The 25,249-nt window shown below is 58.4% G+C and carries 26 protein-coding genes; 17 read left to right on the top strand and 9 right to left on the bottom strand.

Features of this window, described 5'->3' with window-relative positions:
• Positions 1-119: 119 nt before the first annotated feature.
• Together lpcA and ACR809_RS20375 are read left to right on the top strand one after the other, a co-directional pair.
• The gene (gene lpcA, locus ACR809_RS20380) at positions 120-701 is read left to right on the top strand and encodes a D-sedoheptulose 7-phosphate isomerase (protein WP_004145825.1); all 582 of its coding nucleotides are present in this window, start codon (positions 120-122) and stop codon (positions 699-701) included.
• Between the two features lie 74 nt (positions 702-775).
• Positions 776-1,543: a class II glutamine amidotransferase gene (locus ACR809_RS20375; protein ID WP_002889696.1), complete on the top strand. Its 768-nt coding sequence runs from the start codon at positions 776-778 to the stop codon at positions 1,541-1,543.
• Here the strand turns inward: ACR809_RS20375 and dpaA are convergent.
• Positions 1,514-2,254 (bottom strand): peptidoglycan meso-diaminopimelic acid protein amidase, encoded by a 741-nt coding sequence (dpaA, locus tag ACR809_RS20370; RefSeq protein ID WP_002889699.1) that lies wholly within the window; start codon positions 2,252-2,254, stop codon positions 1,514-1,516. The genes ACR809_RS20375 and dpaA overlap by 30 nt on opposite strands.
• Positions 2,255-2,665: 411 nt before the next feature.
• Here dpaA and ACR809_RS20365 point away from each other — a divergent pair, with 411 nt between their 5' ends.
• From ACR809_RS20365 to nqrM, 7 genes are read left to right on the top strand one after another with little or no spacing between them, the layout of a single operon-like run.
• Positions 2,666-4,009: a Na(+)-translocating NADH-quinone reductase subunit A gene (locus ACR809_RS20365; RefSeq protein ID WP_002889702.1), complete on the top strand. Its 1,344-nt coding sequence runs from the start codon at positions 2,666-2,668 to the stop codon at positions 4,007-4,009.
• Between the two features lie 3 nt (positions 4,010-4,012).
• Positions 4,013-5,251, top strand: a complete 1,239-nt coding sequence (locus ACR809_RS20360) for an NADH:ubiquinone reductase (Na(+)-transporting) subunit B (protein WP_002889703.1) — start codon at positions 4,013-4,015, stop codon at positions 5,249-5,251.
• Positions 5,244-6,038 (top strand): Na(+)-translocating NADH-quinone reductase subunit C, encoded by a 795-nt coding sequence (locus tag ACR809_RS20355; RefSeq protein WP_040153387.1) that lies wholly within the window; start codon positions 5,244-5,246, stop codon positions 6,036-6,038. Before ACR809_RS20360 ends, ACR809_RS20355 begins: the two co-directional genes overlap by 8 nt.
• Complete coding sequence (locus ACR809_RS20350) at positions 6,031-6,669, top strand: NADH:ubiquinone reductase (Na(+)-transporting) subunit D (protein ID WP_002889716.1); 639 nt, start codon at positions 6,031-6,033, stop codon at positions 6,667-6,669. Before ACR809_RS20355 ends, ACR809_RS20350 begins: the two co-directional genes overlap by 8 nt.
• A gap of 6 nt (positions 6,670-6,675) precedes the next feature.
• A complete protein-coding gene (gene nqrE, locus ACR809_RS20345) occupies positions 6,676-7,272 on the top strand; it encodes an NADH:ubiquinone reductase (Na(+)-transporting) subunit E (RefSeq protein ID WP_004177335.1) in 597 nt (198 codons plus the stop codon).
• Positions 7,273-7,284: 12 nt separating this feature from the next.
• Positions 7,285-8,508, top strand: a complete 1,224-nt coding sequence (gene nqrF / locus ACR809_RS20340; RefSeq protein ID WP_002889720.1) for an NADH:ubiquinone reductase (Na(+)-transporting) subunit F — start codon at positions 7,285-7,287, stop codon at positions 8,506-8,508.
• A gap of 2 nt (positions 8,509-8,510) precedes the next feature.
• Positions 8,511-8,726 (top strand): (Na+)-NQR maturation NqrM, encoded by a 216-nt coding sequence (gene nqrM / locus ACR809_RS20335; RefSeq protein WP_004178678.1) that lies wholly within the window; start codon positions 8,511-8,513, stop codon positions 8,724-8,726.
• 222 nt (positions 8,727-8,948) lie between these two features.
• Here the strand turns inward: nqrM and ACR809_RS20330 are convergent, their stop codons facing one another.
• Entirely contained in the window at positions 8,949-9,809 is an 861-nt protein-coding gene (locus tag ACR809_RS20330) for a glycerophosphodiester phosphodiesterase family protein (protein WP_087775227.1), read from the bottom strand.
• A gap of 159 nt (positions 9,810-9,968) precedes the next feature.
• Between ACR809_RS20330 and dinB the strand changes: the two genes are divergently transcribed.
• Positions 9,969-11,024, top strand: a complete 1,056-nt coding sequence (gene dinB / locus ACR809_RS20325) for a DNA polymerase IV (protein ID WP_002889726.1) — start codon at positions 9,969-9,971, stop codon at positions 11,022-11,024.
• A 2-nt stretch (positions 11,025-11,026) separates the two neighbouring features.
• Positions 11,027-11,479 (top strand): GNAT family N-acetyltransferase, encoded by a 453-nt coding sequence (locus ACR809_RS20320; protein WP_002889727.1) that lies wholly within the window; start codon positions 11,027-11,029, stop codon positions 11,477-11,479.
• A 42-nt stretch (positions 11,480-11,521) separates the two neighbouring features.
• On the opposite strand, the gene pepD is transcribed toward ACR809_RS20320, so the two are convergent.
• A complete protein-coding gene (gene pepD / locus ACR809_RS20315; RefSeq protein ID WP_004152033.1) occupies positions 11,522-12,979 on the bottom strand; it encodes a cytosol nonspecific dipeptidase in 1,458 nt (485 codons plus the stop codon).
• A 257-nt stretch (positions 12,980-13,236) separates the two neighbouring features.
• On the opposite strand from pepD, the gene gpt reads away from it, so the two are divergent.
• The 3 genes from gpt to crl all read left to right on the top strand — a co-directional run bounded on the left by gpt (position 13,237) and on the right by crl (position 15,501).
• A complete protein-coding gene (gene gpt, locus ACR809_RS20310; protein WP_002889733.1) occupies positions 13,237-13,695 on the top strand; it encodes a xanthine phosphoribosyltransferase in 459 nt (152 codons plus the stop codon).
• Between the two features lie 105 nt (positions 13,696-13,800).
• Positions 13,801-15,045: an esterase FrsA gene (gene frsA / locus ACR809_RS20305; protein ID WP_002889742.1), complete on the top strand. Its 1,245-nt coding sequence runs from the start codon at positions 13,801-13,803 to the stop codon at positions 15,043-15,045.
• 57 nt (positions 15,046-15,102) lie between these two features.
• Entirely contained in the window at positions 15,103-15,501 is a 399-nt protein-coding gene (gene crl / locus ACR809_RS20300; protein WP_004177332.1) for a sigma factor-binding protein Crl, read from the top strand.
• Positions 15,502-15,586: 85 nt separating this feature from the next.
• Here crl and csiR read toward each other — a convergent pair whose 3' ends face one another.
• The 6 genes from csiR to glaH all read right to left on the bottom strand — a co-directional run bounded on the left by csiR (position 15,587) and on the right by glaH (position 22,904).
• Entirely contained in the window at positions 15,587-16,279 is a 693-nt protein-coding gene (csiR, locus tag ACR809_RS20295) for a DNA-binding transcriptional regulator CsiR (protein WP_109233005.1), read from the bottom strand.
• Between the two features lie 45 nt (positions 16,280-16,324).
• The gene (gabP, locus tag ACR809_RS20290) at positions 16,325-17,725 is read right to left on the bottom strand and encodes a GABA permease (RefSeq protein WP_002889795.1); all 1,401 of its coding nucleotides are present in this window, start codon (positions 17,723-17,725) and stop codon (positions 16,325-16,327) included.
• Between the two features lie 135 nt (positions 17,726-17,860).
• Positions 17,861-19,144 carry a 4-aminobutyrate--2-oxoglutarate transaminase gene (gabT, locus tag ACR809_RS20285; RefSeq protein ID WP_117043206.1) on the bottom strand — a complete coding sequence of 428 codons (1,284 nt, stop codon included), beginning with the start codon at positions 19,142-19,144 and terminating at the stop codon, positions 17,861-17,863.
• Positions 19,145-19,156: 12 nt separating this feature from the next.
• Positions 19,157-20,605 carry an NADP-dependent succinate-semialdehyde dehydrogenase gene (gabD, locus tag ACR809_RS20280; protein ID WP_002889845.1) on the bottom strand — a complete coding sequence of 483 codons (1,449 nt, stop codon included), beginning with the start codon at positions 20,603-20,605 and terminating at the stop codon, positions 19,157-19,159.
• 25 nt (positions 20,606-20,630) lie between these two features.
• Positions 20,631-21,899 carry an L-2-hydroxyglutarate oxidase gene (lhgO, locus tag ACR809_RS20275; RefSeq protein ID WP_122051541.1) on the bottom strand — a complete coding sequence of 423 codons (1,269 nt, stop codon included), beginning with the start codon at positions 21,897-21,899 and terminating at the stop codon, positions 20,631-20,633.
• Positions 21,900-21,926: 27 nt separating this feature from the next.
• Entirely contained in the window at positions 21,927-22,904 is a 978-nt protein-coding gene (gene glaH, locus ACR809_RS20270; protein ID WP_117157421.1) for a glutarate dioxygenase GlaH, read from the bottom strand.
• Between the two features lie 461 nt (positions 22,905-23,365).
• On the opposite strand from glaH, the gene ACR809_RS20265 reads away from it, so the two are divergent.
• The 3 genes from ACR809_RS20265 (at position 23,366) to ACR809_RS20255 (ending at position 25,166) form a co-directional block, all read left to right on the top strand.
• Positions 23,366-23,623, top strand: coding sequence for a YjhX family toxin (locus ACR809_RS20265; protein ID WP_002889848.1), 258 nt, complete (start codon positions 23,366-23,368; stop codon positions 23,621-23,623).
• Positions 23,624-23,680: 57 nt separating this feature from the next.
• Positions 23,681-24,430 (top strand): SAM-dependent methyltransferase, encoded by a 750-nt coding sequence (locus ACR809_RS20260; protein ID WP_023279832.1) that lies wholly within the window; start codon positions 23,681-23,683, stop codon positions 24,428-24,430.
• 271 nt (positions 24,431-24,701) lie between these two features.
• Positions 24,702-25,166, top strand: coding sequence for an HNH endonuclease (locus tag ACR809_RS20255; protein WP_009309774.1), 465 nt, complete (start codon positions 24,702-24,704; stop codon positions 25,164-25,166).
• Positions 25,167-25,249: the final 83 nt, after the last annotated feature.

Genomic DNA, 25,249 nt, shown 5'->3' with positions numbered 1-25,249 from the left:
ATGCAAAAGCGGCACATAAAATCAAAAGAGCGAGGGATAACGCTGCCTGCTGCTTCTCGCTTCGACGGCTATCCGGTACACTGCCGGGGTTATTCCACTCATACTGAAGGATTATCCTCATGTACCAGGATCTTATTCGTAACGAACTGAACGAAGCCGCGGAAACGCTGGCTAACTTTCTGCAGGACGAAGCCAATATCCATGCTATCCAGCGTGCCGCTGTCCTGCTGGCGGATAGCTTTAAGGCGGGTGGGAAAGTGCTGTCCTGCGGTAACGGCGGTTCCCATTGCGATGCGATGCATTTTGCGGAAGAGCTGACCGGACGTTATCGCGAAAACCGCCCGGGTTACCCGGCCATCGCGATCTCCGACGTCAGCCACCTCTCCTGCGTGAGCAATGATTTTGGCTATGAGTATGTGTTCTCCCGCTACGTTGAATCCGTTGGCCGCGCAGGCGATGTGCTGCTCGGTATCTCCACGTCTGGCAACTCCGGCAACGTGATTAAGGCCATTGAGGCCGCGCGGGCGCAGGGGATGAAAGTGATCACCCTGACCGGTAAAGACGGCGGTAAAATGGCCGGTAGCGCTGATGTGGAAATTCGCGTGCCGCACTTTGGCTACGCCGACCGCATCCAGGAGATCCATATCAAAGTGATCCACATTCTGATTATGCTGATCGAAAAAGAGATGGCGAAAGGCTAACAGGCAGGTGAGTGTGTACTGTTGACGGTGGCCTCGCTCCGGCGCCGTCGTGATTTGTGAGGGTGAGGTGATCTATGTGCGAACTGCTCGGGATGAGCGCCAATGTGCCAACCGATATCTGTTTTAGCTTTACCGGGCTGGTGCAGCGCGGCGGCGGGACGGGGCCGCATAAAGACGGCTGGGGCATCACCTTCTATGAAGGTAAAGGCTGTCGCACATTCAAGGATCCCCAGCCGAGCTTTCAGTCGCCGATCGCGAAACTGGTTCAGGATTACCCCATTAAGTCCTGTTCCGTCGTCGCCCATATTCGTCAGGCCAACCGCGGGAGGGTGGCCCTGGAGAACACCCATCCCTTCACCCGCGAACTGTGGGGGCGCAACTGGACCTATGCGCACAATGGGCAGCTAAAAGGCTATAAGTCGCTGAAAACCGGTAATTTTCATCCGGTAGGTGAAACCGACAGTGAAAAGGCGTTTTGCTGGCTGCTGCACCGTTTAACCGAGCGCTATCCGCGCACGCCGGGCAATATGCTGGGCGTTTTCAAGTATATCGCCACCCTCGCGGGTGAACTACGTGAGAAAGGGGTGTTCAACATGCTGCTGTCGGACGGGCGCTACGTAATGGCGTTCTGCTCGACCAATCTGCACTGGATAACCCGGCGAGCGCCGTTCGGCGTGGCAAAACTGCTGGACCAGGATGTGGAGATCGACTTTCAACGCGAGACCACACCCAACGATGTGGTCACGGTTATCGCCACGCAGCCGCTGACGGCCAATGAAACCTGGCATAAGATCATGCCAGGCGAGTGGGCGTTATTTTGTCTCGGGGAGCGTGTAGTTTGAGGCCAGCTGCGGCTGGACAACCTCGTGGCTGAGCGGCTTGCTCACCACATAGCGGCCGTCGGTCACTGATACGACCGGCGGTTTGTGGGTCTGCTGGAAATAGTCATAGCCTGGCTTGAGCTGTTTCCAGAAATCCGCGTAGTAGGAGTATTTGTGGCGTTCCATGTTGGCGTTGGTCATGCGGAACGGATAGATACTCACCTGCACGCTTGGCTGGCCGAAGACTAAGGCGCCGGTCACGAACTGGAAGATCTCATCGATACCGCTGTCGGTCATGGCGTAGCAGCCGACTGAGACGCAGTCGCCGTGGATCATCAGGTATTTCCCTTCATAACCATGGGCGCGATCGTAGGCGTTCGGGAAGCCGATGTTAATCGCTTTATAGAAGCGGCTGTCAGGTTTGAGCTGGCTGCGGGTGACGTTATAGAACCCTTCCGGACTCTTGAAATCGCCCTGGCGCTGTTTCGGACCGAGGCCACCGGAGTAGTTGCAGATCCGGTAGCTGTCGAGGAGCTGGTAGGTTTCACCCATTTTGACGTAAAGGTCGAGCATGCGCTCTTCTTTAAAGATCTCAATGTAAACCGGTGAACCCATTAATTGCTGCTTATATTCTTTGCTAACCGGCGTCGTCGGGCTGTTGCTGCTGAGCAGCCCGGCAAATGACACGCACGGCAACAGAAGCATCGCAATAAATAATGCGATTTTGCGCATACTGCTTGTTCCTTGATAAAACAAAATAGCCACATTGCCAGGACGGCAAGAGAGACCCGAAATCAGAGTTTTCTGGATTTAGAGCGCTCACATTAGCATCACGGCATTTTTTCGCAAGGGCGACGTGGCGGCGTTTACAAATCAGCCTCACTTTATACCCTGCCAGCGACGAAAACACAGTGAGAACTTTGCGCAATAGCTCGCATTTTAGAAGCACTTATCGCCCCTTGCGCTACAGCCGCCGCTCACGAAATGTTACACTTGCGCCGGTTCATCATCAGAGTAAGAAAGGATGCTTCTCTTCCGTCCTGAGCGCTACTGGCGCCGTTTCGCCCTTTCTTCTCTGCCATTCTGTCAATAAGCTGGCCCTGACCTGCGTCGGGGTTGAGGTTACGGATACCTGCTAACGATATGATTAAAATCACGAAAGGGCTGGATTTGCCCATAGCTGGCATGCCATTACAGCAGATTTCTCCCGCGCCAGCGGTGAAGCGCGTCGCGCTACTCGGCGAAGAGTACGTTGGCATGCGTCCCGCGATGGCGGTTAAAGAAGGCGATCGGGTCAAAAAAGGTCAGATCCTGTTCGAAGATAAAAAGATCCCTGGCGTCTGCTTTACCGCCCCGGCGAGCGGGATCGTCAGCGCGATCCACCGCGGCGAACGGCGCGTGTTGCAGTCGGTGGTGATTGATATCGAGGGCAATGACGCGGTGGCGTTTACCCGTTACGCCGCGGACGCGCTGGCCGAACTGCCGCGCGACACCGTACAGCAGCAGCTGCTGGCGTCGGGCCAATGGACGGCGCTGCGTACCCGACCGTTCAGCAAAACGCCGCTCCCGGGGAGCACGCCCGCCGCTATCTTTGTTAACGCCATGGACACCAATCCGCTGGCGGCGGAGCCGCAGCCGATTATTCTGGCCGAACGTGCCGCCTTCGACGCCGGTCTTACCGTGCTCACGCGCTTGACCGACGGGAAAGTGCACGTCTGCCAGCCCAGCGGCGGCAAGCTGGGCGGTCATCCTCTCGGCCAGGTCTGTTTCAATCAGTTCAGCGGGCCGCACCCGGCGGGGCTGCCGGGAACGCATATTCACTTTCTGGAGCCGGTGAGCCTGAATAAGCAGGTCTGGCACCTCAATTATCAGGACGCGATCGCCATTGGTAAGCTTTTCCTCGACGGGGAGCTCTACTGCGAACGGATAATTGCGCTCGGCGGCCCGCAGGTAACATCTCCGCGGCTGGTCAAAACGACGCTCGGCGCCAGCCTGGAGGATCTGCTGGCAGGTGAGTTGCAGGAGGGGGAAAACAGGGTCATTTCCGGCTCGGTGCTTAGCGGCGCCCGCGCCCATGGCCCTCACGCCTTCCTGGGGCGCTTCCATCTGCAGGTGAGCGTGGTTAAAGAAGGGCGGGAAAAAGAGCTCTTCGGCTGGGTGATGCCGGGCAAAGAGAAATTCTCGATTACCCGCACCACGCTGGGCCATTTCTTCAAGCGCAAGCGCTTTCATTTTTCCACCGATACCAACGGCGGCGAGCGGGCGATGGTGCCGATCGGCAACTACGAGCGGGTGATGCCTCTGGATATCCTGCCGACCATACTGCTGCGCGATCTGCTGGCCGGAGACACCGACAGCGCTCAGGCGCTGGGCTGTCTGGAGCTGGATGAAGAAGATCTGGCGCTGTGCACCTATGTATGCCCTGGAAAGTATGAATATGGCCCGGCGCTGCGCAGCGTGTTAACCCGGATTGAGCAGGAAGGATAAGAGATGGGCTTAAAGCACCTGATTGAGAAACTTGAGCCGCATTTCACGCATGGCGGCAAGCTGGAAAAATATTACCCGCTGTATGAGGCGGCGGCGACCATCTTCTACACGCCGGGCCAGGTAACCCGCGGCGCGGCGCACGTGCGCGACGCCATCGACCTGAAGCGGATGATGATCCTCGTGTGGTTTGCCGTATTCCCGGCGATGTTCTGGGGCATGTACAACGTTGGGCTGCAGACCATTCCGGCGCTGCACAAGCTATACGGCGCCGAACAGCTGCAGCAGGCGATCGCCAACAACTGGCACTACAGCGTCGCCCAGTGGTTAGGGGTGAGCTTCAGTGCCGACGCCGGCTGGCTGAGCATGATGACCCTGGGCGCGGTATTTTTCCTGCCTATCTACCTCACCGTCTTTATCGTCGGCGGCTTCTGGGAGGTGCTGTTCGCGATTGTGCGCAAGCATGAGATTAACGAAGGTTTTTTCGTTACCTCTATTCTCTTCGCGTTGATTGTGCCGCCCACGCTGCCGCTGTGGCAGGCGGCGCTGGGGATCTCCTTCGGCGTGGTGATCGCCAAAGAGATTTTCGGCGGCACCGGGCGCAACTTCCTCAACCCGGCGCTGGCGGGGCGCGCGTTCCTGTTCTTCGCCTATCCGGCGCAGATTTCCGGCGATCTCGTATGGACCGCGGCGGACGGTTTCTCCGGCGCCACGCCGCTCTCCCAGTGGGCCAGCGGCGGCGGTGAAGCGCTGGTGAACGTGGCGACTGGCGTGCCGGTGAGCTGGATGGACGCCTTCCTCGGCAATATTCCCGGCTCAATTGGCGAAGTGTCAACGCTGATGATCTTCATCGGCGGGGCGATCATCCTCTTTGGCCGCGTCGCGTCCTGGCGCATCGTCGCCGGGGTAATGATCGGCATGATCGCCACCGCCACCCTGTTTAACGTTATCGGCTCCGACACCAACCCGATGTTCGCTATGCCATGGTACTGGCATCTGGTGCTCGGCGGTTTCGCCTTCGGGATGATGTTTATGGCGACGGACCCGGTATCCGCCTCGTTTACCGATAAAGGGAAATGGAGTTACGGCGTGCTGATCGGCGTGATGTGCGTGCTGATCCGCGTGGTGAACCCGGCTTATCCGGAAGGGATGATGCTGGCGATCCTCTTCGCCAACCTCTTCGCACCGCTGTTCGATTATCTGGTGGTGCAGGCCAATATTAAGCGGAGGAAGTCGCGTGGCTGAGAAGAAAAGTAACGATAGCATCGGCAAAACGCTGCTGGTGGTGCTGGTGCTTTGTCTGGTCTGCTCCATCGTGGTGGCGGGCTCGGCCGTGGGGCTGAAATCCCGCCAGCAGGCGCAGCGGGCGTTGGATAAGCAGCGCAATATCCTGGCAGTGTCAGGGCTGATGCACCCCGGTATGGATGCGGATGCGGTAGCGGACACCTTCGCGGCGCGCATTACCCCGCGACTGGTGAATCTGGCCACCGGCGAACTGCTGGAGAAAGACCCGGGTAAATTTAATCAGGCTCAGGCGCTGAAGGATCCGCAGCAGAGTATGGCCCTGGATGCCAGTCAGGATCCGGCTGGTATAAAGCGACGCAGTAATCTGGCGGAAATTTACCTGGTGCGCGACGCGCAGCAGAAGATTGAGCAGGTGGTGCTGCCCATTTATGGCAACGGCCTGTGGTCGATGATGTATGCCTTCGTGGCGCTGGACGTCGATGGCCGCACGGTAAAAGGCATTACTTACTACGATCAGGGCGAAACGCCGGGGCTGGGCGGCGAGGTGGAAAACCCGAACTGGCGCCAGCAGTTTGTCGGCAAGCAGGTGCTGGATGACAACGGCATGCCGGCGCTGAAGGTGGTGAAAGGCGGCGCGCGCGCAGACGATCTCCACGCGGTTGACGGTTTATCCGGCGCCACGCTGACGTCCAATGGCGTACAGCATAGCTTTGATTTCTGGATGGGCGAACTGGGCTTTGGTCCGTTCCTGAAAAAGGTTCGTGAGGGAGAGCTGAATAATGGCTGAACAGAGCGATATGAAAGAGGTGAAGCGCGTGCTGGTGGGGCCGCTCATCGCCAATAACCCCATCGCCCTGCAGGTGCTGGGCGTCTGCTCCGCACTGGCGGTAACCACCAAACTGGAAACCGCCTTCGTGATGACCATTGCGGTGACCCTGGTGACGGCGTTCTCCAGCATGTTTATCTCGATGATCCGCCACCATATTCCCAATAGCGTGCGCATCATCGTGCAGATGGCGATCATCGCCTCGCTGGTGATCGTGGTGGATCAGCTGCTGCGGGCTTTCGCCTATGAGACCTCCAAACAGCTGTCGGTATTCGTCGGGCTTATCATCACCAACTGCATCGTGATGGGCCGCGCCGAAGCCTACGCCATGAAGTCGCCGCCGCTGGCGAGCTTTATGGATGGTATTGGCAACGGTCTCGGCTATGGCGCGATCCTAATTATCGTCGGCTTCCTGCGCGAGCTTATCGGTAGCGGCAAGCTGTTCGGTATCACGGTGCTGGAAACGGTGCAGAACGGCGGCTGGTATCAGCCGAACGGCCTGTTCCTGCTGGCGCCGAGCGCGTTCTTCATTATCGGTTTGCTGATCTGGGCCCTGCGTAGCTGGAAGCCTGAGCAGCAGGAAAAGGAGTAATCGGTGATGGCTCATTACATCAGCCTGTTTGTCCGCGCGGTGTTCGTTGAGAACATGGCGCTGGCCTTCTTCCTCGGGATGTGCACCTTTCTTGCGGTGTCGAAAAAGGTCTCCACCGCCTTCGGCCTCGGCGTCGCGGTGACGGTAGTGCTGGGGCTTGCCGTGCCAATCAATAACCTGGTCTATAACCTGGTGCTGCGCGACGGCGCGCTGGTTGAGGGGGTGGATCTCAGCTTTCTTAACTTCATCACCTTTATCGGAGTGATCGCCGCGCTGGTGCAGATCCTCGAGATGATCCTCGATAAGTATTTTCCGGCACTGTACAACGCGCTGGGCATCTTCCTGCCGCTGATTGCGGTTAACTGTGCGATTTTCGGCGGCGTGTCGTTCATGGTGCAGCGCGATTACAACTTCCCGGAGTCCATCGTCTACGGCTTCGGCTCCGGCATTGGCTGGATGCTGGCGATCGTGGCGATGGCGGGGATCCGCGAAAAAATGAAGTACGCCAACGTGCCTGCCGGTTTGCGCGGGTTAGGGATCACCTTTATCACCACCGGACTAATGGCGCTGGGCTTTATGTCCTTCTCCGGCGTGCAGCTATAAGGGCGAATAAGTATGGAAATTATTCTTGGCGTCGTGATGTTCACGCTGATTGTGCTGGTGCTGTCGGGGCTTATCCTGGCAGCGCGCTCAAAGCTGGTGAACGCGGGCGACGTGGTTATTGAGATCAATAACGAAGCGGATAAACAGATCCGCACCCCTGCGGGTGACAAACTGCTGAACACGCTGTCCAGCAACGGGATCTTCGTCTCCTCCGCCTGCGGCGGCGGCGGCTCCTGCGGCCAGTGTCGGGTAACTGTTAAAGAGGGCGGCGGGGATATCCTGCCGACCGAGCTTTCGCATATTACCAAGCGGGATGCCAAAGCCGGTTGCCGTCTGGCCTGTCAGGTGGCGGTGAAGCAGAACATGAAGATTGAACTGCCGGAAGAGATTTTCGGCGTCAAAAAATGGGAGTGTGAAGTTATCTCTAACGATAACAAAGCCACTTTCATTAAAGAGCTCAAGCTGCGGATCCCGGAGGGGGAGGTGGTGCCGTTTCGCGCCGGGGGCTATATTCAGATTGAATGCCCGCCGCATAAAGTGGCCTATGCAGATTTTGATGTTCCCGATGAATACCGTTCAGACTGGGATAAGTTCAACCTGTTTCGCTATGTCTCTGAGGTGAAAGAGCCGACCCTGCGCGCCTACTCAATGGCTAACTATCCGGAAGAGAAGGGCATCATTATGCTCAATGTGCGCATCGCGACGCCGCCGCCGAAGGTCCCGGATGCGCCGCCGGGGATCATGTCATCCTATATCTGGTCGCTGAAGCCGGGCGATAAGGTGACGATTTCCGGGCCGTTTGGCGAGTTCTTTGCTAAAGAAACCGACGCCGAGATGGTGTTTATCGGCGGCGGCGCCGGGATGGCGCCGATGCGTTCGCATATTTTCGACCAGCTCAAGCGCCTGCACAGCACGCGCAAAATCAGCTTCTGGTACGGCGCCCGTTCGCTGCGCGAAATGTTCTACGATGAGGAGTTTGAACAGCTGGCGCGCGACAATCCAAACTTTACCTTCCACGTCGCGCTCTCCGATCCGCTGCCGGAAGATAACTGGACCGGGCATACCGGCTTTATCCATAACGTTCTGTACGAGAACTATCTACGCGATCACCCGGCGCCGGAAGACTGCGAGTTCTACATGTGTGGGCCGCCGGTAATGAACGCCGCGGTAATTAAGATGCTCAAAGATCTGGGCGTCGAGGACGAGAATATTCTCCTCGACGACTTTGGAGGCTGACGATGCTGACGGTATTTATCGCGACCTTTGTGATTTTTGCGCTGGTGATCTTCGGCATGTCGCTGGGCTACCTGGTGAAGCGCAAGAGCATCCAGGGCAGCTGCGGTGGGATCTCCGCGCTGGGGCTGGAGAAAGTCTGCGATTGTCCGGAACCGTGCGACGCGCGTAAAAAGCGCCTCGCCCGCGAGGCGCAGCGTCAGCAGCGGCGTATTTTGTAATGCCCGGCGGCGCTGCGCATGCCGGACCTGCTGCTTCAGTTTTGTAGGCCGGGTAAGGCGCCAGCCGCCACCCGGCATAAAGCGGCTCCGTGCCCGGCGGCGCTGCGCTTGCTGGGGCTGCTGCTTCGGTTTTGTAGGCCGGGTAAGGCGCCAGCCGCCACCCGGCAACAACATGCCAGCAATGTGAGGCCGCTTTCGCGGCCTTTTTAGCCGTTGACTCCCTTACTGCCAGCTTTTCGCCTGCGCCGGAGAATCCACCATCACCCCGTCGGCGCCCAGTTCTATCGCCGTGCGGTAGTCTTCCGCACTGTTGATGCCGAAGAAGATAATGTGCGCTTTATCCTGCGAGCGGAAGCAATCCATTGCCTCTTTATCCCAGGTGAGCGTCGCCGGGGAGATCCCTTCGCCAAGGGTGAATTTCTCCACCACCTCGACTTTGCGCTTCAGCTCCAGTCCATACCACTGCTCACCATCGCGTTGACTCGCTGGCTGGCACTGATGGCTGAGCGAAATATTGGCAAGCCTGGTGCGGGTTTCACTGCGAGTGACAAAGCGAGGGATGGCTGGCGGCAGGGCGGCGATATAGCGGTCTTCGGTGGAATAGACCCGCACGCGATCGAGGCTATCGGTGGTTTTTAACACTTCAAGCAGGCGCTGGCCCATCACGGTCGGATCGGCATCCGGAGATTTGATATCAATATAGAAAAAAGTTTGCGGCCATTGCTGTAAAACGCTTTGCAAGGTCGGAATGGTGGCCTGCTTACCGCGCCACGGGTGGCTGTCATCCCCCCATTTCCAGCCGGCGTCGACTTTCGCCAGCTCGGCGGCGGTCAAACTGGAAACTTTGCCCTCGCTATTGGTCAATGCGGAAAGATCGCTTGACCGGTAGAGCACCGGTACGCCGTCGCGGCTTAACTGCACCGTGACCCAGATGGCTTCGGCGTTATTCTCCAGCGCCAGCTTAATGGCCGGCAGGGTATTTTCCGGCGCATCGCCGGTGCCGCCGCGGTGGGCTATCAGCTGTGGAGCGGCCCAGGCGCCGGCTGTGGCCAGCAGGCAAAGCGCGGTAAGTATTTTCTTCATGATTATATCTTCCTGATTTATCTTTTAACTCAATGAAAATAAACATGATTTATTGCAGATTTATGTTTTAACCGCTTTTTTAGCCGATGAAATAAAAAAAGCATAAAATTCGCATCTGTTTTTGCTATGCTGTATGGGTATACAGTGTTGAGTCTGACGATGCGTAAAATTATCCATGTCGATATGGACTGTTTCTTTGCGGCGGTGGAGATGCGCGACAACCCAGCGTTGCGCGATATTCCCCTCGCGATAGGCGGCAGTCGGGTACAACGTGGCGTGATTAGTACCGCGAACTATCCTGCGCGTAAGTTTGGCGTGCGCAGCGCCATGCCGACGGCGACGGCGCTCAAGCTGTGCCCGCATCTCACGCTGCTTCCCGGCCGCTTCGATGCCTACAAAGAAGCCTCGAACCATATCCGCGAAATTTTCTCCCGCTATACCTCGCGCATTGAGCCGCTGTCGCTGGATGAAGCCTATCTTGACGTCAGCGACAGCGAGCATTGTCACGGGTCAGCCACCCTGATAGCCCAGGAGATCCGCCAGACCATCGAACGGGAGCTGCGCCTCACCGCCTCGGCGGGGGTGGCGCCGGTGAAGTTTCTCGCTAAAATCGCTTCAGATATGAATAAACCCAACGGCCAGTTCGTTATCGCCCCCCATCAGGTGGCAGAGTTTGTGCGGGCGCTGCCGCTGGCGAAAATACCCGGCGTCGGGAAGGTATCGGCAGCGAAGCTGGAAAATATGGGCCTGCGAACCTGTGGCGATGTGCAAAACAGCGATCTGGCCATGCTGCTTAAGCGCTTCGGTAAATTCGGGCGTATTCTGTGGGAGCGCAGCCACGGGATTGATGAGCGGGAAATTCATAACGATCGGCAGCGTAAATCGGTGGGCGTGGAGCGCACCTTAGCGGAAGATATCCATGAATGGCCGGAGTGCGAAGCGATTATCGAAAACCTCTATCCCGAGCTGGAGAGGCGACTGGCGAAGGTCAAACCTGATCTGCTGATCGCCCGCCAGGGCATTAAACTGAAATTCAATGATTTCCAGCTGACCACCCAGGAGCACGTCTGGCCGCGGCTGAACAAAGAGGATCTGATCGCCACCGCGCACAAAGCCTGGGATGAGCGCCGCGGCGGACGGGGCGTGCGCCTGGTTGGGCTCCACGTGACGTTGCTCGATCCGCAGCTGGAAAGGCAGCTTTTATTAGGGATTTAGCCATGCATATTCGTGCTTACCGCGACAGCGATTTGCCACTGCTCTGCCAGATCTTTCTGCGCGCGGTGCGGGAAACCGCCAGTCGGGACTATACCCCGGGGCAGATCGCGGCCTGGGCGCAGGTGGATGAGACGCGCTGGCGACAAAAGCTGGCCGACTCAATCGGCCTGGTGGCCGTGGTCAACAGCCAGCCGGTTGGCTTTATCACCGCCATCGGGACGCATATCGATTTGCTGTTCGTCTCGCCGGATCGTGCCCGCCAGGGTATCGGCGGCGCGCTTATCGAGGCGCTCTGCGTTCAGTATCCAGCGCAAATCCTGACGGTAGACGCCAGCATTACCGCAAAGCCCTGTTTTACGGCCCATGGTTTTAAGGTGGTGGCTGAGCAGCGGGTGGCGGCGCGCGGGGAGTGGTTTATTAATTACCGGATGGAAAAACGCGTGGCGCTAAGGTGATGCGGGGTAAAACCGGCGGCGGGCCGCCGCCGGTTGTGGGGCTTATTTAGCCGGAATGGCTTTCAGCAGCTCGGTCAGCAGCGTCCAGTACTGACCGACGCTCTCGATATGGACCTGCTCATCCGGGGAGTGCGGACCGGTAATGGTTGGCCCGATGGAGACCATGTCCATCTCCGGATACGGTTTTTTGAACAGACCGCATTCCAGACCGGCGTGAATGATCTGGATGTTCGGCGTCTTATTGAACAGACGCTGGTAAGTCTCGCGCACCAGGTGCATCACCGGCGAATTGGCGTCCGGTTGCCAGCCAGGGTAAGCGCCTTTGGCTTCGGTTTTCGCCCCCGCCAGCTTACCCAGAGAATCCAGCATGCTGACCACGTAGTCTTTGCCGCTGTCGATCAGCGAGCGGATCAGGCAGTGGATCTGTACGTTGTCATCGGTCATGGTGACGACGCCGACGTTCAGCGAAGTTTCCACTACGCCTTTCGCCACGTCAGAGTTGCGGATAACCCCGTTCGGCGTGGCGTTCAGCAGACGGATGAAAGTGTCGCGGGAAGCCTGAGTCAGCGCCGCTTTGTCGTTATCGACCGCTTCCACGAGCACCACCAGGTTCTTCTCTTTGGCCTCCAGCTCGTTTTTCAGCAGCGCCTGGTAAGTATTCACCAGCGCTTTCAGCGCATCGGCTTTATCCGCGGCGACGGCGACAGTAGCGTAAGCTTCACGCGGGATGGCGTTGCGCAACGTGCCGCCGTTGAAATCGACCAGACGCAGATCCAGCTCATCGGCGTGGCCGGCGAGGAAGCGCGACAGCAGCTTGTTGGCGTTACCCAGACCAAGGTGAATATCACCGCCGGAGTGGCCGCCTTTCAGCCCTTTTAAGGTGACTTTAAAGCTCTGGAACCCGGCGGGAATCGCTTCGCGGGTCAGCGCCAGGTTAGAGGTGAAATCGATCCCGCCGGCGCAACCCATGTAGATTTCGCCTTCTTCTTCGGAGTCGGTGTTGATCAGGATATCGGCCTGTAGCCAGTTGGCCTGCAGACCGAACGCGCCGTCCATGCCGGCTTCTTCGGTCATGGTCAGCAGCACTTCCAGCGGGCCGTGAGCGACGCTATCATCGGCCAGTACCGCCAGTGCGGACGCCATTCCGATACCGTTGTCCGCGCCCAGCGTGGTGCCGCGCGCTTTCACCCATTCGCCGTCAATGTACGGCTGGATCGGATCTTTAACGAAGTCGTGGACGGTGTCGTTATTTTTCTGCGGCACCATATCGAGGTGCGCCTGCAGCGCTACCGGCTTACGGTTTTCCATACCGGCAGTCGCGCCTTTACGAATCAGAATGTTGCCAACCTGGTCGCGTTCCGCATGTAAGCCTTTTTCTTTTGCCCAACCCATAATGTGCTCGGCGAGCTGTTCTTCGTGATAGGACGGGTGCGGGATGGAGCAAATCTTGGCAAAAATATCCCAAAGCGGCTGCGGGGATAGTTGAGACAGTTCAGACACGGTAAGTCTCCTTACAGACTCCTGCATACAGCGGTTGCAGGACGAGGGTTAGCGTTAAAATACACAACAAGCCCGGGCTTGCGCGATGGGATTGAGAATACCACTTTCCACCGCCGCAGGTAGTGTAAACAACGCAAAAAGCGTTGCGCAAACCGCTTAACACTGGTTTTTAGTGCGTCAGATCTCTATAATCTCGCGCAACCATTTTCCCCCTCGAACATTATTTAAGCCGTATTACACAGGCTGGGACACTTCACATGAGCGAAAAATACGTCGTCACCTGGGACATGTTGCAGATTCACGCCCGCAAACTGGCCAGCCGTCTGCTGCCGGTTGAGCAATGGAAAGGCATTATTGCCGTTAGCCGCGGCGGACTGGTACCGGGAGCCTTACTGGCGCGTGAACTGGGCATTCGTCATGTTGATACCGTATGCATCTCCAGCTACGACCATGATAACCAGCGCGAGCTGAAAGTGCTGAAACGTGCGGAAGGCGATGGCGAAGGCTTTATCGTCATCGACGATCTGGTGGATACCGGCGGTACCGCCGTGGCGATCCGCGAAATGTATCCCAAAGCGCACTTTGTCACCATTTTCGCCAAGCCGGCAGGCCGCCCGCTGGTGGACGATTACGTTGTGGATATTCCGCAGGATACCTGGATTGAACAGCCGTGGGATATGGGCGTGGTGTTTGTACCGCCTATCGCAGGTCGTTAATTCTTCAGGACAGTGCTATTTACCACGCCCGGCTTGCCGGGCGTGGTTTTTTTTATCCTTTAGCAGGTTACAATATCCGGAGTGGCACTACGACGGAGACTGCACATGTCACAGGCTAACCTCAGCGAAACGCTGTTTAAACCTCGCTTCAAACATCCCGAAACTTCTACGCTGGTGCGTCGGTTTTCTGCCGGAAAACCCCAGGCGATGCAGTCGGCGCTGAGCGGCAATCACGTCGATCACTGGTACCGTCTGATCAACCGTTTGATGTGGATCTGGCGCGGCGTAACTCCGCAGGAGATCCTCGATGTGCAAGCGCGCATTGTGATGAGCGAGGCCGAACGAACCGATCCTGAGCTGTTCGATACCGTCATCGGCTATCGCGGCGGCAACTGGATCTTCGAGTGGGCGAAAGAAGCCATGCAGTGGCAGCAAAAGGCCGGGCAGGAAGCCGATCCTTTGCTGAGCGGCCGCCACTGGCTGCATGCCTCGAACCTGTATAGCATTGCCGCTTATCCGCATATTAAAGGCGATGAGCTGGCGGAACAGGCGCAGGCTTTAGCCAACCGGGCGTATGAAGAAGCCGCCCAGCGGCTGCCGGGCTCGCTGCGCGAGCTGGAGTTCACCATCCCTGGCGGCTCGCCGATAACCGGCTTTTTGCATATGCCGAAAGGCGAGGGGCCGTTTCCGACGGTGCTGATGTGCGGGGGGCTGGACTCGCTGCAGACCGATTATTACAACCTGTATGAGAACTACTTCTCACCGCTCGGCATTGCCATGCTGACCATTGATATGCCCTCCATCGGCTTCTCGTCAAAATGGACGCTAAATCAGGACACCAGCCTGCTGCATCAGCACGCGCTGCGCCATCTGGAAAATGTGCCGTGGATTGACCATACCCGGGTCGCCGCTTTCGGCTTCCGCTTTGGCGCCAATATCGCGGTGCGTCTGGGCTATCTGGAGCCGCAGCGGCTGAAGGCTGTAGCCTGTCTGGGCCCGGTCGTTCATGGTCTGCTGGTGGATCCCCTGCATCAGGGGCGCGTGCCGGAGATGTATCTTGACGTGCTGGCTTCGCGGCTGGGCATGCATGACGCGTCCGATGAAGCGCTACGCGTGGAGCTCAACCGCTATTCGTTAAAAACCCAGGGACTGCTGGGGCGCCGTTGCCCGACGCCGATGCTCTCCGGCTTCTGGAAGGACGATCCGTTCAGCCCCGAAGAGGAGTCGCGGTTAATCACTTCGTCATCTGCCGATGGCAAACTGCTGGAGATCCCGTTTAACCCGGTGTATCGCAATTTTGATCACGCATTGCGACAGATCGCCCGCTGGATCAATCATAGATTTGGTTAATTTATTGCTAAATTCTATTGGTTTGGTAAAACAGTTGCATCACTAAAGGAGATCGCAATGACGTTACCGAGTGGACACCTGAAAAGTAAGTTGATCAAGAAATTCACGGCGCTGGGGCCTTACATTCGCGAAGAGCAGTGCCATGACAACCGTTTCTTTTTCGATTGCCTGGCAGTTTGCGTCAATGTTAAGCCCGCACCGGAGAAGCGTGAATTCTGGGGCTGGTGGATGGAAATGGAAGCACAAGAGTCACGTTTCACCTATAGCTACCAGTTTGGCCTGTTCAATAAGGAAGGATCATGGCAGGCGGTCGACATTGGCGACCCGGAAGTGAGCGACAGGCTGGAAAAAACGCTGCGCGAGTTTCACGAGCGCGCAGCAGCGCTGCTGACCACCTTTAATCTGAAGCTGGAACCGGCCGACGATTTCAGCGAACCGGTTCGCCTGCGGGCCTGATTGATCTACGGATACGATTTCTCCACGCCCGTGCGGCGTGGAGGAGCGTGACGCCATACCCGTAATTTCAACCCCACCATCTGACTCACCCTGCCTGCGGCGACAGCTTGCCAGCCATCGCCTGTTGAATAATCGGGATCGGAGTCAGTAAGTGCTCACGCATCAGCGCGCTGGCCTGTTCGGCGTCGCGCGCCAGAATAGCGTCCACCAGGGTCTGATGCTGGACATGCTTATCTTCCAGCATCTCCACCGACAGCACGGTGGTGCGCAGCCAGATGAAGCGGTAGCGCGCCGCCAGATCGAACAGCCGTTCGCGCATCTGCAGCAGATACTGCGAACCGCAGCCGGCGACGATGGCGGTGTGAAACGCCTGATGGCGCTGGTCCCATTCATCGAGTAGGTGCTCACTCGCTTCGCACGACTCCAGCTTGTTGAGCAGGTGGGCGCGGGCCAGCAGCTCGGCTTCCCACTCGTCGCCGCCGCGTTCAATGGCGAGACGCACCAGCATGGCCTCCATGTTGGCGCGCGCGTCGAAGATATCGAGAAGCTCCTGTTCCGACATGGGCGCTACCCGATAGCCTTTCTGATTGACCACCGTCACCAGCCGCTCGGCCACCAGCTGCGAAAGCGCCTCGCGCAGCGGACCGACCCCCAGGGCATAGCGCGAGGTCAACAGGCTCATCCGCAGCTTCTCATCGGGGTGGTAAACCCCGCGGATGATGTCGTTTTTTAACCAACGGTATCCGTCAATGGCCGTCGCCTGGGGAATGGCGGTCATGTTCTTACTCCTGAATACTCTTCCCGGCGGGCGCCGGGAACAGGGTTAACGCGTATTTTGCAGCGGCAGTTTTTGCCACAATACCAGCTTTTTCCAGCGTGACATAATCGGTACCGTACAAATAATTCCCAGAGCTAACAGGCCGGTAGAGATCACCTCCAGCTGCTGCGCCGGACGAAACAGCATCACCACCAGCACGAAGGTGATAAAGGCGATCACCAGCCAGGTCAGGTACGGATAGAGCCACATTCTGAGACGGATCTCGCCGCCTTGCGCCTGAAGGATTTTGCGCATCCGCAGTTGTGAAACGGCGATCACCAAATAGACCAGCAGGGCGATGGCGCCAGAGCTGTCGATGAGAAATTTAAACACCTTGGCGGGGGCATAGTAGTTCACCACTACGGTGAGGAACGCCGCGCCGGTAGAGAGCAGCACCGCCACGTATGGCGTTTTGCTGCGGTTGGTCCGGCCCATAATGGCCGGCGCATCGCCGCGACGGCTCAGGGAGTAGAGCATCCGCGAGGCGGTATACAGCGCCGAGTTCAGACAGCTGGTGACCGACAGGAGGATCACGCCGTCCATAATCAGCTTGGCATAGGGAATATGCAGCAGCTCGAGCACCGAGCGGTAGGAGCCGATGCTCTTCAGCCCCGGCATATTCCATGGGATGAGGGCGACGACGATAAAGATCGAGCACAGATAAAAAATAGAGATACGCCAGATCACCGAGTTGGTGGCGCGCACGATATGTTTATCCGGGGTATCCGATTCGGCGGCGGCAATGGTGACGATCTCCGCGCCCATAAACGAGAACATGGTGATCAGCATCGCGCTCAGCACCGCGCCGAAGCCGTTAGGCATAAAGCCGCCGTGATCCCACAGCCGCGAAATGCCGCTCACTTCGGCATAGGGATAAAAGCCGGTAATGGCGACCGCGCCCAGTACGATAAACGCCAGAATAGCGATCACTTTGCACAGCGCCAGCCAGAACTCGAATTCGCCGTAGTTCTTGACGCTCAGCAGGTTACTGCCGGTGAGGGCGAGAGTGATGACCAGGGAGAACAACCACACCGGGACGCCCGGCACCCACGAATGCAGAATAATCGCCGCGATATTGGCTTCCAGCGGAATAACCAGGACCCAGAACCACCAGTACAGCCAGCCGATGGTATACCCCGCCCAGCGGCCGATGGCTTTATCGGCGTAGGTGGAAAAGGAGCCGGTATCCGGCGTGGCGACCGCCATTTCGGCCAGCATACGCATAATCATCACCACCAGCAGCCCGGCAAACAGATAGGCCAGCAGCACCGCCGGGCCTGCCTCGGCAATGGCGACGCTGGATCCGACAAATAAACTCGCGCCGATCACCCCGGCGATAGATAACATCGTGACGTGGCGCGACTTCAGCCCCGCCCCTAAATCCTGTGATTGCGACAGTTGCCCCATCATTTACCCTCTCGAAGTGTGTCACCTGGGAGAGCGCCCCGACGTTCCCGCGCCGGGGCACGCGTATTATTGTTGTTTTGCAGGTCTCGTCTTCATTCCCTTACGAACGTACTTCGCTTCCGCATGTGTTCTGTTCTATGCCTGTTTCGCCTCGCTAAAGCAGTCGGCGATGATCTTGAGCCCCTGCTCGATCTGCGCCTCTTCGATGGTCAGCGGCACCAGGATGCGCAGCACGTTGTAGTACGGCCCGCAGGAGAGCAGGATCAGGCCTTTGTCGCGGGCGCGGGCGACGATATCCGCCGTCAGCCTGGCGTTCGGCCTGCTGTGGTCGCCCTCTTCAAACAGCTCAATGGCGATCATCGCCCCCAGACCGCGCACGTCGCCGATCTCCGGATGATCTTCGGCGATCGCCAGCAGGCCCTGGCGTAGGGTGTCGCCGAGCTGGTTGGCTTTTTCCAGCAGATTCTCCTGCTCGAAAATCTGTAATACCGCCAGGGCGGCGGCGCAGGCGATGGGGTTGCCGGCGTAGGTGCCGCCCAGTCCGCCGGGGGCGATGGCGTCCATCACCTCCGCGCGGCCGGTGACGCCCGCCAGCGGGAAACCGCCGGCGATGGATTTGGCGAAGGTGGTGATATCCGCCGCGACGCCCATCTGCTCCATGGCGAACAGGGTACCGGTGCGGCCCGCGCCGCTCTGGACCTCATCGGCGATGAGCATAATGCCGTGCTCGTCGCACAGGGCGCGCAGGCGCTGCATAAAGGCCGGGGAGGCGGCATAGAACCCGCCTTCACCCTGCACTGGCTCAATAATGATGGCGGCGATATCTTCCGGCGCGGCATCGTTTTTGAAGATGCGATGGATGCTGGCGATCGCCTCGTCATCACTGACGCCGTGCAGCGCGCACGGGTAGAGGGCGCGATAGACATGGCCCGGCATTAAGCCCATACCGGCGGAGTAAGGATTCACTTTGCCGGTCAGCGACAGGGTGTAATGGGTGCGGCCGTGATAGGCGCCGGTGAAGGCGATAGCGCCGCTGCGCCCGGTTGCCGCGCGGGCGATCTTCACCGCGTTCTCCACCGCTTCCGACCCGGTGGTGACCAGCAGGGTTTTCTTGGCGAAATCACCGGGCACCTTTTGATTCATCTTTTCGCACAGCGCCAGATAAGGCTCATAGGCCAGCACCTGGAAGCAGGTATGCGACAGCTTTTTCAGCTGGTCTTCGACGGCGGCGACAATCTGCGGATGCAGATGGCCGGTATTGAGCACCGCGATACCGCCGGCAAAATCGAGATATTCCCGGCCTTCCACGTCCCACACCCGGCAGTTCTCCGCGCGTTCGGCGAAGATAGGGTGGATCTGGCCGACGCCGCGCGGGACCGCGTCGCTGCGACGCGCCATCATTGCTTTATTGCTGTTCATCCGTCGCTCCTGTTAAAGGCCAATGCACATATATTTGATTTCTAAGTAATCTTCGATGCCGTACTTCGACCCTTCGCGGCCGAGGCCGGAGGCCTTAACGCCTCCGAACGGCGCGACTTCGGTGGAGATAATGCCGGTATTGATGCCGATTATGCCGTACTCCAGCGCTTCGCCGACGCGGAAGACGCGGCTCAGATCACGGGCGTAGAAATAGGCGGCGAGACCGAACTCGGTATCGTTGGCCTGGGCAATGACGTCGGCTTCATCTTTAAAGCGGAACAGCGGGGCCAGCGGGCCGAAGGTCTCCTCTTTCGCCACTTTGGCGCTGTCGGGAACGTTGACCAGGATGGTCGGCTGGAAGAAGTTGCCACCCAGGGCGTGCGGTTTGCCGCCGGTGACCACCTTCGCGCCTTTGGCGATGGCATCGGCAATGTGTTCTTCAACTTTGGCCACGGCTTTCTCGTCGATCAGCGGGCCGGTGGTGACGCCGTCCTGCAGGCCGTCGCCAATGCGCAGTTTTTCCACCGCCTGCTGCAGCTTCTCTGCGAAACGGTCATACACCCCGTCCTGGACGTACAGGCGGTTGGCGCAGACGCAGGTCTGCCCGGCGTTGCGGAACTTCGACGCCAGCGCCCCCTCGACGGCTTTATCGAGGTCGGCATCGTCAAAGACGATAAACGGCGCGTTGCCGCCCAGCTCCAGGGAGACTTTTTTGATGTCTTTCGCGCACTGCTCCATCAGCTGGCGGCCAATCTCGGTAGAGCCGGTAAAGGAGAGCTTGCGCACCAGCGGGTTGCTGGTCAGTTCGCCGCCGACCGCGCCGGCGGAGCCGGTGACCACGTTGAACACTCCGGCGGGGATCCCGGCGCGATTCGCCAGTTCGGCCAGCGCCAGCGCGGAAAACGGCGTCTGGCTGGCCGGTTTCAGGACCATGGTGCAGCCGGCGGCCAACGCCGGGCCCGCTTTGCGGGTGATCATCGCCGCCGGGAAGTTCCACGGGGTGATGGCGGCGGTAACGCCGATGGGCTGCTTAATCACCAGCAGGCGCTTGTCGGCCTGGTGGCCCGGAATGGTGTCGCCGTAGATGCGCTTACCTTCTTCGGCGAACCACTCAATAAAGGAGGCGGCGTAGCTGATTTCGCCTTTGGCTTCCGCCAGCGGTTTTCCCTGCTCGAGGGTCATCAGGCGAGCGAGATCGTCCTGGTTCTCCATCATAAGATCGAACCAGCGGCGCAGAATGTTCGCCCGCTCTTTGGCGGTCAGGGCGCGCCAGGCGGGTAGGGCGCGATTGGCGGCTTCAATCGCTTCGCGGGTTTCATCGGCGCCCATTTTCGGCACGCTGCCGAGCTGCTCGCCGTTGGCCGGGTTGGTGACCGCAATCACGTCGCCGTTGGGCGCATCGCGCCACTGGCCATCGATCAGCGCCTGCTGGCGAAACAGTGTCATATCGTTGAGTTGCATAATTGCTTCCTGTCTTCAGGGGGGGTTAACGGGTAAAAGCGGCGTGTAGTGTCTCCACGCTACGTGCCGCACGCAGCGTGCGTCCGGGATTGCTCTGGCTGGCCAGCAGGCTCTGCACCTTGCTGACGATATGCGCGCCGATCGGGATAGCGGAGGTGGCCGCTGGCGATGGCGCATTGCAGGTATGTATCGAACGCGCGGTGGTAACGAAGAGAAAATCGTCGATCAGCTTGCCCTGCGGGGACACGGCCTGCGCCCGCACGCCGGCCGGCCACGGGCGTAAATCGCTCAGCGTCAGGCTCGGGCAGTATTTTTGCACCAGCCGCAGATAGCCGCTTCTGCACAGCGAATTCTTCATTTCGCCCAGTCCGGAGCACAGGTTGTTTTGCAGTACCCGGCGGATGCCGGGCGAGGTGAGGATCTCCAGGGTATCGGCCAGCGAGATATCGCGCTTGCGGTAGCCTTCGCGCTTCAGAGCCAGCACGGCGTTGGGGCCGACGGTGACGCTGCCGTCGATCATGCGGGTCAGGTGGACGCCGAGGAACGGCATCGCCGGATCGGGGATCGGATAGATCAAATGGTTGACGATCTGGTTGTGCTGCGGTGCCAGCTGGAAATACTCGCCGCGGAACGGACAAATGATAAACCCGGGGTCGACGCCGAGCATTTTTACCAGCCGATCGGCCATCAAGCCCGAACAGGCGATCAGCGTCGAGGCCTCATATTCTCCGCCCTGGCGGGTGCGGATCACCACGCCGCTGGCATGTTCTTTCAGGGCGCTGACTTCGGCGTTGTAGACGATCGTTCCGCCTTTCGCTTCGAAGTTCTTCGCCATTGCCGTCGCCACTTCGCGGTAGCTGACGATGCCGCTGGAAGGGACGAAGATCCCGCCGAGCCCGGTAATGTTCGGTTCGCGCTCGCGTAGCTCCCCGGCGCTTAGCCACTCGCGCTGCAGGCCGTTGGCGGCGGTGCGATCCCACAGGGCGCGCATCCGCTCCATCTCCAGCGGTGAGGTGGCGACCAGCATTTTGCCGCAGACGTCATAGCGGATGCCGTTCTGCTCGCAAAAGGCCTTGGTGGCGCGGTTGCCGGCGAGGCAAAACTGCGCCTTGAGGCTGCCGGGCGTGTAATACACCCCGGCGTGGATCACGCCGCTGTTGTGGCCAGTCTGATGGCAGGCCGGGCCGGCCTCTTTTTCCAGCAGCGCAATGCGGGCGTCTGGGTAAATCTCAATTAACTGCATGGCGGTCGACATGCCGATGATGCCGCCGCCGATAATCACGAAATCATACATCCGCTCAATTCCTTCGCCTGAAAACCCTTATTGATGAGTCTGGTAATGATTCGTGGAATACGCAAAGTAGCCGCGCTGGCGCATCAGCTCGCGGCGCAGGTCCGGGTGCGGCGTAAAGCGGTCGCGGCCGTGCAGCCAGAACAGGTTGTTAATGAGCAGAAATTTGCCCACCGGCACCGGTATGGAAAGGATGTTTTTGCTGGTCTCCAGCGCGTCGGAGAGGCGGCTCAGCCAGGTGCCTTCTTCGAAATCTTTCGGCTGGACGAACTGGTCGATATAGCGCATTACCGGGCGGCCCAGCGAATCGACGTCGAACACCGGGTGGAAAACATCCTTGCTGACGTTTTTGCTCGGCGGCGCGGCCCAGCGCATTGGGCGGCGAGCCAGCGGGTCGCGGAAAAATTCGTCGAGATGCTCCCAGTCGTCGAGATGCAGCAGCAGGGAATTGCCGCCCTGTATGTTCTGCTCGTCGATCTTCATCATTAATACGTAGTCGGTTTGCTCTTCGACGTAGGTACCGTCGTTGTGCAGCTCCATCACCCGGTGCGGCTGGCGCAGGTAGCTGTCGGAGTTATCGACATTTTTCACCACGAAGCGGGCGTAATACTGACCGCTCATGGCGTCGAAGTTGGAACGACCAATCAGGTGGGCGACGGCGGTGGCCAGCTTGACCATCTCCTCGGCCTGGCTGACGTGATCGATCCCTTCGCCGTTGATAAGCAGCGCGCCTTCCGCGCGATCGAGCAATGTTTTGATCAGCAACGGCTGCAGCTGATTGCCACACAGATCGTCGAGGATCTTGCCGACCTGGAAGCGTAAGAAAGATTTGTACTCCAGCGCCTGCACCGGCCACTGCGCGACCTGCTGCAGGAACTGCGTGGTCGTTTCGGCGGAAAAGGTGAGCTCCAGCAGGCGCGGCGACTGGGCGGAAGGGGTGAAAGAAAAGCCAGGGTATTGCTGGGCTACCGGCGCGGGTGTCGGTTTTACTGCGGTCAGGGCGTTCATCAGGATCGTTCCTCGCTGTAAGGTCAGGGTGATGTTCATTTCGTAGCCATAAATTAAAAATATCTACATTTTTATAAAATGCGTACGAAATGGCTTTTTTGTTTCCATTTTGTGATCTGACAACAATTATTTAACAATGCGGAAGGGGGGATAAGGTGGTGGTGAAAGTTGCGGAACAGAGCGGGTGGCGTATAGCGCAAAATGGGGATAAGGCCGAGGGAAATCGTAATACCGGTCACAGTTTTTAATCTGCACAATATCCTTACCAGATGAAGGTGTTAATATTCAGCCGGTAAATACCTTTCAATGCTCACTGAGGCTTCGATGCTGGAGAATGTCATTATCAGATAATCAGTTTCCCGACCTGCCCAGGCCGGACTGATTATCGCTGCGCTTAAACCTTACGCACACACCTGCGGGTGTAGGCATGTTTTCGCACATGATAATGAACAGGTTTCAGTATGAATTTATCCCGTCAGGAACAACGGACCTTACACGTTCTCGCCAAAGGTGGCCGTATTGCGCACGTCCGCGATACCTCCGGCCGCATTACCGCCGTTGAATGCTACACCCGCGAAGGGCTGTTGCTGAGCGACTGCACCCTTGCGGTCTTCAAAAAGCTCAAAACCAAAAAGCTGATTAAGTCGGTGAACGGCCAGCCGTACCGGATCAACACGACCGGTTTGAATAACGTTCGCGCGCAAGCGGACAACCGCTGAAATAGCGACCCGGGCAGGGTCGCTGCCCGGGCGTATGGCTCTCAAGGAGAAAACCTCATGATCGATATCCCTCGCATTTTTACCATCAGTGAAAGCGAGCACCGTATCCATAACCCTTTTACCCCGGAAAAGTACGCCACGCTGGGACGGGCGCTGCGAATGGCGCCGGGCACCACCATTCTTGACCTCGGCAGCGGCTCCGGCGAGATGCTCTGTAGCTGGGCGCGCGATCATCAGATAGTCGGCACCGGCGTAGACATGAGCCTGCTGTTCAGTCAGCAGGCGGCCGCCCGGGCAGAGGAGCTCGGGGTAAGCGACCGGGTAACCTTTGTGCACCAGGATGCCAGCGGATATGTCGCCAGCCAGCCGTGCGATGTTGCCGCCTGCGTGGGGGCCACGTGGATCGGCGGCGGGGTGGCAGGCACAATCGAGCTGCTGAAGCAGAGCCTTATCCCAGGCGGCATGTTGCTTATCGGCGAGCCATGGTGGCGCAAACGTCCGGCCACGGCAGAAGAGGCGGTTGCCTGCGGCGCGCAGTCACCCGATGACTTCCTGACGCTACCGGCGCTGGTCGCCCACTTTGGCGAACTGGGCTATGACGTGGTGGAGATGGTGCTGGCCGACCAGGAGGGCTGGGATCGTTATGAAGCGGCGAAATGGCTGACAATGCGCCGCTGGCTGGAGGCCAATCCGCACGATGACTTCGCACCGGAGGTTCGCCAGCAGTTGACCACCGCGCCGCTGCACCACGTCACCTGGACCCGGGAATATCTCGGCTGGGGCGTGTTTGTCCTGATGGCGCGTTAACCGGTATGTCGGTAGCGTCAGGAGGCGCTACCGACCACCTTCAGACCTTCAGTTCGTCGTAGCTGACCATGACGTGTTCTGGGGTATCACAACGTACGGTCAGGAGAGTAGGGGCACAATAGCGATGAGTCGCCTGGTGGTGGATGAGCTGTGGGGGCTGGCTAGCCTTGCGTTAACGCAAATTCATCCCTACAAAGGTATAATGACCATCAATATGGCGCTTGTATAAAATAATGCAGCAATTATCTTTGAACGAGAATAAGGCGCGGGAGTGGAAACGTTAGTTATTCTGGCCGTAGTCGTATGGGTACTTTTCAAACTGGTACAAAAGGTTACGAGCAAACTCTATCCTCCAGACTCGGTGAAGGTACAGGAGAAGCCCGACACAACGCCAGCGACGGATGCCTGGGGAAATTACCCTAAAGCTGAAGGGCATGTCGTTTTATTCGAGCAGTACCGGCGTGAGCAGGCGCTGCGGCAGCAAGCTGCTAAAGAGGCTGATACGTTTTACCGCTCAAGGGAGTGGCGGCGTTTACGTTACCAGGCGTTCCAGCGCTACGGCAATAAATGTTGCGTATGCGGGCGCGGCGCCAGTGACGGGATGGTGATGCACGTTGATCATATTAAACCGCGTTCTCTTTACCCGCATTTAGCCCTCGATATTGCCAATCTGCAAATCATGTGCAACGAGTGCAACGTCAGTAAGGGCAACAGAGATGAGGTTGAGTGGCAATAATAAGGATAAGATGCAAATATCGCAGCAAAACGAACCATTTACTTTCAGACATTTTCCCGCGTACAAATATATGCTTTGAGCGG

The organism is Klebsiella sp. CD33, from assembly GCF_051992865.1.
GTDB lineage: Bacteria > Pseudomonadota > Gammaproteobacteria > Enterobacterales > Enterobacteriaceae > Klebsiella > Klebsiella pneumoniae.
This window is presented reverse-complemented; position numbering and strand designations above follow the sequence as displayed.

Bases quoted from the DNA above. Each gene is read 5' to 3' on its own strand.
- lpcA (WP_004145825.1), top strand. From the start codon at position 120: ATGTACCAGGATCTTATTCGTAACGAACTGAACGAAGCCGCGGAAACG.
- ACR809_RS20375 (WP_002889696.1), top strand. From the start codon at position 776: ATGTGCGAACTGCTCGGGATGAGCGCCAATGTGCCAACCGATATCTGT.
- dpaA (WP_002889699.1), bottom strand. From the start codon at position 2,254: ATGCGCAAAATCGCATTATTTATTGCGATGCTTCTGTTGCCGTGCGTG.
- ACR809_RS20365 (WP_002889702.1), top strand. From the start codon at position 2,666: ATGATTAAAATCACGAAAGGGCTGGATTTGCCCATAGCTGGCATGCCA.
- ACR809_RS20360 (WP_002889703.1), top strand. From the start codon at position 4,013: ATGGGCTTAAAGCACCTGATTGAGAAACTTGAGCCGCATTTCACGCAT.
- ACR809_RS20350 (WP_002889716.1), top strand. From the start codon at position 6,031: ATGGCTGAACAGAGCGATATGAAAGAGGTGAAGCGCGTGCTGGTGGGG.
- nqrE (WP_004177335.1), top strand. From the start codon at position 6,676: ATGGCTCATTACATCAGCCTGTTTGTCCGCGCGGTGTTCGTTGAGAAC.
- nqrF (WP_002889720.1), top strand. From the start codon at position 7,285: ATGGAAATTATTCTTGGCGTCGTGATGTTCACGCTGATTGTGCTGGTG.
- nqrM (WP_004178678.1), top strand. From the start codon at position 8,511: ATGCTGACGGTATTTATCGCGACCTTTGTGATTTTTGCGCTGGTGATC.
- ACR809_RS20330 (WP_087775227.1), bottom strand. From the start codon at position 9,809: ATGAAGAAAATACTTACCGCGCTTTGCCTGCTGGCCACAGCCGGCGCC.
- dinB (WP_002889726.1), top strand. From the start codon at position 9,969: ATGCGTAAAATTATCCATGTCGATATGGACTGTTTCTTTGCGGCGGTG.
- ACR809_RS20320 (WP_002889727.1), top strand. From the start codon at position 11,027: ATGCATATTCGTGCTTACCGCGACAGCGATTTGCCACTGCTCTGCCAG.
- gpt (WP_002889733.1), top strand. From the start codon at position 13,237: ATGAGCGAAAAATACGTCGTCACCTGGGACATGTTGCAGATTCACGCC.
- frsA (WP_002889742.1), top strand. From the start codon at position 13,801: ATGTCACAGGCTAACCTCAGCGAAACGCTGTTTAAACCTCGCTTCAAA.
- crl (WP_004177332.1), top strand. From the start codon at position 15,103: ATGACGTTACCGAGTGGACACCTGAAAAGTAAGTTGATCAAGAAATTC.
- csiR (WP_109233005.1), bottom strand. From the start codon at position 16,279: ATGACCGCCATTCCCCAGGCGACGGCCATTGACGGATACCGTTGGTTA.
- gabP (WP_002889795.1), bottom strand. From the start codon at position 17,725: ATGGGGCAACTGTCGCAATCACAGGATTTAGGGGCGGGGCTGAAGTCG.
- gabT (WP_117043206.1), bottom strand. From the start codon at position 19,144: ATGAACAGCAATAAAGCAATGATGGCGCGTCGCAGCGACGCGGTCCCG.
- gabD (WP_002889845.1), bottom strand. From the start codon at position 20,605: ATGCAACTCAACGATATGACACTGTTTCGCCAGCAGGCGCTGATCGAT.
- lhgO (WP_122051541.1), bottom strand. From the start codon at position 21,899: ATGTATGATTTCGTGATTATCGGCGGCGGCATCATCGGCATGTCGACC.
- glaH (WP_117157421.1), bottom strand. From the start codon at position 22,904: ATGAACGCCCTGACCGCAGTAAAACCGACACCCGCGCCGGTAGCCCAG.
- ACR809_RS20265 (WP_002889848.1), top strand. From the start codon at position 23,366: ATGAATTTATCCCGTCAGGAACAACGGACCTTACACGTTCTCGCCAAA.
- ACR809_RS20260 (WP_023279832.1), top strand. From the start codon at position 23,681: ATGATCGATATCCCTCGCATTTTTACCATCAGTGAAAGCGAGCACCGT.